We start from the raw sequence: 4,601 nt of genomic DNA, 5'->3' as shown, positions 1-4,601 counted from the left end.
CGGCGCTTTTCGTTGTCCTCGGCGACGAGCAAGCGCGAGCCCTTTTCGATGGCCTGAAAGCCGCGGGAACACGCATGGTCAGCTCGAACAGCGAGTCGCTTCGTCTCGCGGTGACCGGCGAAGTGCCCTATGCCCTGACCGACACCGACGATGCCTTCGTCGCGCTCGAGGACGGGGACCCTCTGGGGCTCCGCTTTCCCGACCAGGACGGCGTCGGTACGTTGTTCATGCCCAACGCGGTCGCCCGGATGCGTGGAGGCCCGAACCCCGAGCAGGCGCAGACGCTCATCGACTTCCTGTTGACTTCGGAGACCGAGACGATGCTCCGCGAGAGCGCCGGGCAGATCCCGGTCCTTCCCGGTGGCGCCCCGCCCGAAGGTTTCGGTCTTGCGGAAGTGCGGTTCATGAACGTCGACTTCGAAGAGGTCGCTCGCAAGATCGAAGCGATCCAACCCTATCTGAAGAGCTGGGCCGGTCTCTGAGTCCGCCCGGTGATACCCCATGATCTTCCGCGCGGGGCTCCTCCTGGTGGCGATGGCGTTCGTCGCGCTCGGAGCCGGACCGCTCCTGTGGACTTACGGGAGCGCTCTTTCGGAGCGAAGCGCCGAGCTGGGAGCGCTCGCGGTATCAAAATCCACCTGGGCGGCGCTCGGAAGAAGTCTCGCCCTCGGGATCCTCAGCGCCTTGGGTGCGAGCGTGCTGGGTGCGTCTCTTGCCTTCTTCACCGGCAAGACGCGAACTCCAGAGCGAAACCTGCTCTCGGCGATCGCCCTCGTCCCGCTCGCGCTTCCGCCTTACAACATGGCGCTGGCTTTTCGCCCCTGGCTTCCCCAAGAGCCGCTCCTCGCCTCGACTCTCGTGCTCTCCCTCGCGCTCTACCCCATCCCTTTCGTCTTCCTGCGCGCGGGCCTCGCGAGTATCGACCCGGCGCTCGAGGAAGCGGGACTGCTCGCTCGTGGGACGCTCGCGACCGTTCGCCAAATCACGTGGCCTCTCGTCCGCCCCTGGGCGTTCGCGGCGGCGGGAATCGTGTTTCTTCTCGGGCTTTCCGAGCTCGGTGCTCCCGCGTTCCTCGGCCTGACCGTGTACTCCGGTCAGATCGCGCTTCGCTATGCGGCCACCTACGATGCCGCCGGGGCCGCCCTCGCGGCGATTCCTCTCATCGGTGTGGTTCTTGTGCTCCTGGTCGTCGAGTCGACCGCGCTCCGACGCGTCGACGTCTTCGCCACCCGGCTTCGCCCCGCCCGGATCTTCGAGCTCGAAAGATGGACACTGTCCGCGCGAGCCCTCTGCCTCGCCATCGTCGTTGCCTCGCCCGGTTTGCCTCTTCTGCTCACGCTTTTGGAAATCGACGCGCCAGGGCTATTACGCGCAATTCCCATGGCGATTCCTCCTGCTCTGAATAGCTTGTTGGTAGCGGGCATTGGCTGTCTCGCCGCCGTCCTCATCGGCTCCGCCCTCGCGCTTCTCGCCCGTCGAGGCGCTCGATGGGTTCGATGGGCCTCGCTGACGTTCTTCGTGCTCCCGGGAGCCGTACTCGGCATCGGCCTCATCGGTTTCTGGAACCTTCCGAACCGACCGCCTCTTTACGGAACGATCGGTCTGCTCGTGGTAGCCGTGGGGTTGCGATACACCTTGCTGACGGAACGGACGATCGACGCGGGCCTTGCCAACGTCCCCGTCGCGCAGGAACAGGTGGCGCGGCTCGCCGGCCGAGGCGAGGCGTCCATCGCGTATCGAGTCCTCTTCCCCCAAATCGTGCCGGCCCTCGTCGCCGGCTCGAGTGCTTTTCTCCTATTTGCTATTCGCGATCTGGACACCGTGGTCACCATCTATCCGCCGGGAGGCGAAACGCTCGCGGTGCGTCTCTACACGGTCATGGCGAACTCGCCTCGCGGACTTCAAGCAAGCCTGTCGCTCGCTCAAATGGCTCTCACCTTGCCCGTCGTTCTCTGGCTCATCGTTACCTTACGGAAGAGCCGATGGCTGTTCTGAGGCTCGATGGAATCCGTTTCTCGTACGAGGAGCGCCCCGTCCTCCACGATGTCTCCATCGACGTACGCGCGAAGGAGCTTGTCGTCATCCTCGGAGCCTCCGGCTCGGGCAAGAGCACCATCCTTCGACTCGTTGCCGGACTCGAGACTCCAAAAGCCGGCACGATCTGGCTGAACGGACAGACCGCGAGCGCCGATGGGCGAATTCTTTTGGAGCCAGCCGCCAGGCATCTCTCGCTCGTGTTTCAGGATCTCGCTTTGTGGCCGCACTTGACGTGCGACGAACAGCTCCATTTCATGGCGCCCGCACTCGAGGGCCCCGACCGCCAGGCTCTTCTGAAGGACGTAGGGCTCGCGGGTTTCGGGGGCCGCCCTCCCGCGCACATGTCGGGTGGCGAGCGGCAGCGGCTCGCTTTGGCCCGGGCGCTCGCGGCAAGGCCAGACGTCCTTCTCCTCGATGAGCCGTTCGCCAACCTCGATCCCCGGCTTCGCTTCGATCTCCGACGTCTGCTGCTCGATCTTCGCCAAGCCCACCCGGTTACGATTGTCTACGTCACGCACGACCTCGAAGACGCGTTCGCTCTCGCGGACCGGGTCGCCGTACTGAACCGGGGAACGATCGAGCAGGTCGGTAATCCCGAAACGCTCTACCGGCATCCCGCAAGCGCTTTCGTCGCCACGTTCGTCGGGAGGGCCGCGCTGGTACCGGCAACGGTCGATGGGAACGAGCTCCGTACGTCACTGGGGAACGTTCCCAATCCGAGGACGGATCTCCGCGCCGGGGACGAGATCGACGTCGTCCTACGGCCGGAAGACGTCTCGCCAGCTGAAGAGGGGGAGCCCGCCCGAGTGGATGAAGTTCTCTTCGCAGGCGATCGCTATCTCGTGCGAGCTTTCACTCGGTTCGGAGCCGTCTGGTTCCATGTTGGATCCCCTCCGGCTCGGGGAGAAACGATTGGCGTTCGCGCGCTCCGCGGCTGGCCGGTAGCTCGCTAGCTCCTCAGTCCCCCATGTTCCAGACCTGGCCCACTCCCTGGCTCATCGCGTTCTCGTAGACCGTCGCCGCGGCCGCCACGTCCTCGAGCGCGATCCCCGTGCTGTCGAAAATGATGATCTCGCTCTCCGACATGCGCCCTTCCTTCAGTCCGGCGATCACTTCCCCGAGCTCCGCGTGCACGTCCGCCCGTGCCATCAACCCATGCTCGAGCGCGTGGTGGAGATCGCCAATCGTCGCGCATTGCTCGAGCGAGTCCACCACGACTTTGCTCGATGCGATGAGCGCGGGGTCGATCTCCTGCTTCTCCTCGTTGTCGGCGCCCACCGCGGCGATGAACGTCCCCGTCGATACGAGCCCGCGATGAATGAAATGTCGTTTCGATGGCGTCGCGGTAACGCAGATGTCGCTGTTGCCAACGGCCGGGGCGAGTTCGGCGACGGCCTCGACCGCGATGCCGGTCTCCTCAGACATCTCGGCCGCGAACCGACGGGCTCGGCTCTCATCGACGTCGAAAGCGTAGACGCGGGTGAGCGGTCGCACCCTGGCGAGCGCCATGAGAGAGATCCGACCCTGGTTGCCGCAGCCACAGATCGTCGCCACCTTCGCGTCCGTCCGGGCCAAATGCTTCGCCGCCACGCCGGTCGCCGCGCCCGTGCGGAGGACCGTTAACTCCATCGAGTCCATGAGTGCCAGCGGCCGTCCGTTCTCCGCGTCGAACAACGCAATCACTCCTTGAATGAGGGGTAGCCCGAAGCGCCTCGCGTTGGCGGGAAAGTTGGCGTTGGTCTTCGCCGCGAAGTAAGGCCTCGAGCCGAGCTTCAGGAGACCCGCTTTGATGTGGAACCCTCCGTCTTCGGCATGGATTCCGAGGATTGCCGGAGGCGCTGCGAGGCCCTTGGCATGAAGCTCCAAGGCATCTTCCACCGCGGCCATACAATCCTCGAGACCGAGGAGCCCCTTGACCTCGGAACGCGCGAGAAGGAGTGTGCCCTCGAGTTTCATGCGCCCTCCGTCCGAACCGGCCAAACCAGCTCGTCGAGCATCGCACCGGGCTCGATCTCAACGGGCTTTCGGCCTCTTCGGAACACCCGGGCGCTCGCCACGCCCTTCAATTGGACGGAGTCCCCCTCGACGCGCAGCAGAGTTCCCTCTCTGAGACCCACCACCGGCGTCGTGTTCTCTTCCAGGAATTGCAGGATGCGTTCTTCCTGGGTTTCCCCCATGTGGGTCGAGGCCGGATCGGGGTCCAGGTAGTGGGGACTGATCTGGAACGGAGCGAGGCCGAGAGCGTCGAACGACGGCGGCTCCACGATCGGCATGTCCTTCGTCGTCTTGATGGTCGGACCGGAAACGATCGAACCGGCGCTCGAGCCGATGTAAGGCATCCGCTCGGCCACTCGCCGGCGGATTGGCTCCAGAAGGTCGCAATCGTAGAGGGCCTTCAGGAGCCGGAACGTGTTTCCTCCGCCGATGAAAAGCGACTCCGCGTCCTCGACGGCCCGTCGTGCGTCGGGAGAACGGTGGACGGAGTCGAGCGAAACACCGAGCGCTTCGAAACGCGCCTGCGCCTGGCCAGCGTAGGCGTCGCGGTCGAAGAGAGCGTAGGGGAC

Annotated in this window: 5 protein-coding genes; 3 read left to right on the top strand and 2 right to left on the bottom strand. The window is 65.0% G+C overall.

The features are described 5' to 3' along the window. From VEK15_05915 to VEK15_05905, 3 genes are all read left to right on the top strand, one after another. Nucleotides 1–482: extracellular solute-binding protein (locus tag VEK15_05915; protein HXV60210.1), on the top strand; the 482-nt coding region annotated here is incomplete at its 5' end. A 19-nt stretch (nucleotides 483–501) separates the two neighbouring features. Next, entirely contained in the window at nucleotides 502–1,995 is a 1,494-nt protein-coding gene (locus VEK15_05910; protein ID HXV60209.1) for a hypothetical protein, read from the top strand. Then, complete coding sequence (locus tag VEK15_05905) at nucleotides 1,983–2,990, top strand: ABC transporter ATP-binding protein (GenBank protein HXV60208.1); 1,008 nt, start codon at nucleotides 1,983–1,985, stop codon at nucleotides 2,988–2,990. Before VEK15_05910 ends, VEK15_05905 begins: the two co-directional genes overlap by 13 nt. A 4-nt stretch (nucleotides 2,991–2,994) precedes the next feature. Here the strand turns inward: VEK15_05905 and VEK15_05900 are convergent, their stop codons facing one another. Together VEK15_05900 and pepE are read right to left on the bottom strand one after the other, a co-directional pair. Next, complete coding sequence (locus VEK15_05900; protein ID HXV60207.1) at nucleotides 2,995–3,993, bottom strand: ornithine cyclodeaminase family protein; 999 nt, start codon at nucleotides 3,991–3,993, stop codon at nucleotides 2,995–2,997. After that, on the bottom strand, nucleotides 3,990–4,601 hold a 612-nt coding region (pepE, locus tag VEK15_05895), incomplete at its 5' end, for a dipeptidase PepE (GenBank protein ID HXV60206.1). The genes pepE and VEK15_05900, both read right to left, overlap by 4 nt.

It is taken from the genome of Vicinamibacteria bacterium, from assembly GCA_035620555.1.
In the GTDB taxonomy this organism is placed as follows: Bacteria; Acidobacteriota; Vicinamibacteria; order Marinacidobacterales; family SMYC01; genus DASPGQ01.
The sequence above is the reverse complement of the archived record's forward strand: the minus strand, read 5'-3'. Positions and strand labels throughout refer to the sequence as shown.

Excerpts from the sequence above, each read along its gene's own strand:
- VEK15_05900 (HXV60207.1), bottom strand. The coding sequence starts at position 3,993 with ATGAAACTCGAGGGCACACTCCTTCTCGCGCGTTCCGAGGTCAAGGGG.
- VEK15_05910 (HXV60209.1), top strand. The coding sequence starts at position 502 with ATGATCTTCCGCGCGGGGCTCCTCCTGGTGGCGATGGCGTTCGTCGCG.
- VEK15_05905 (HXV60208.1), top strand. The coding sequence starts at position 1,983 with ATGGCTGTTCTGAGGCTCGATGGAATCCGTTTCTCGTACGAGGAGCGC.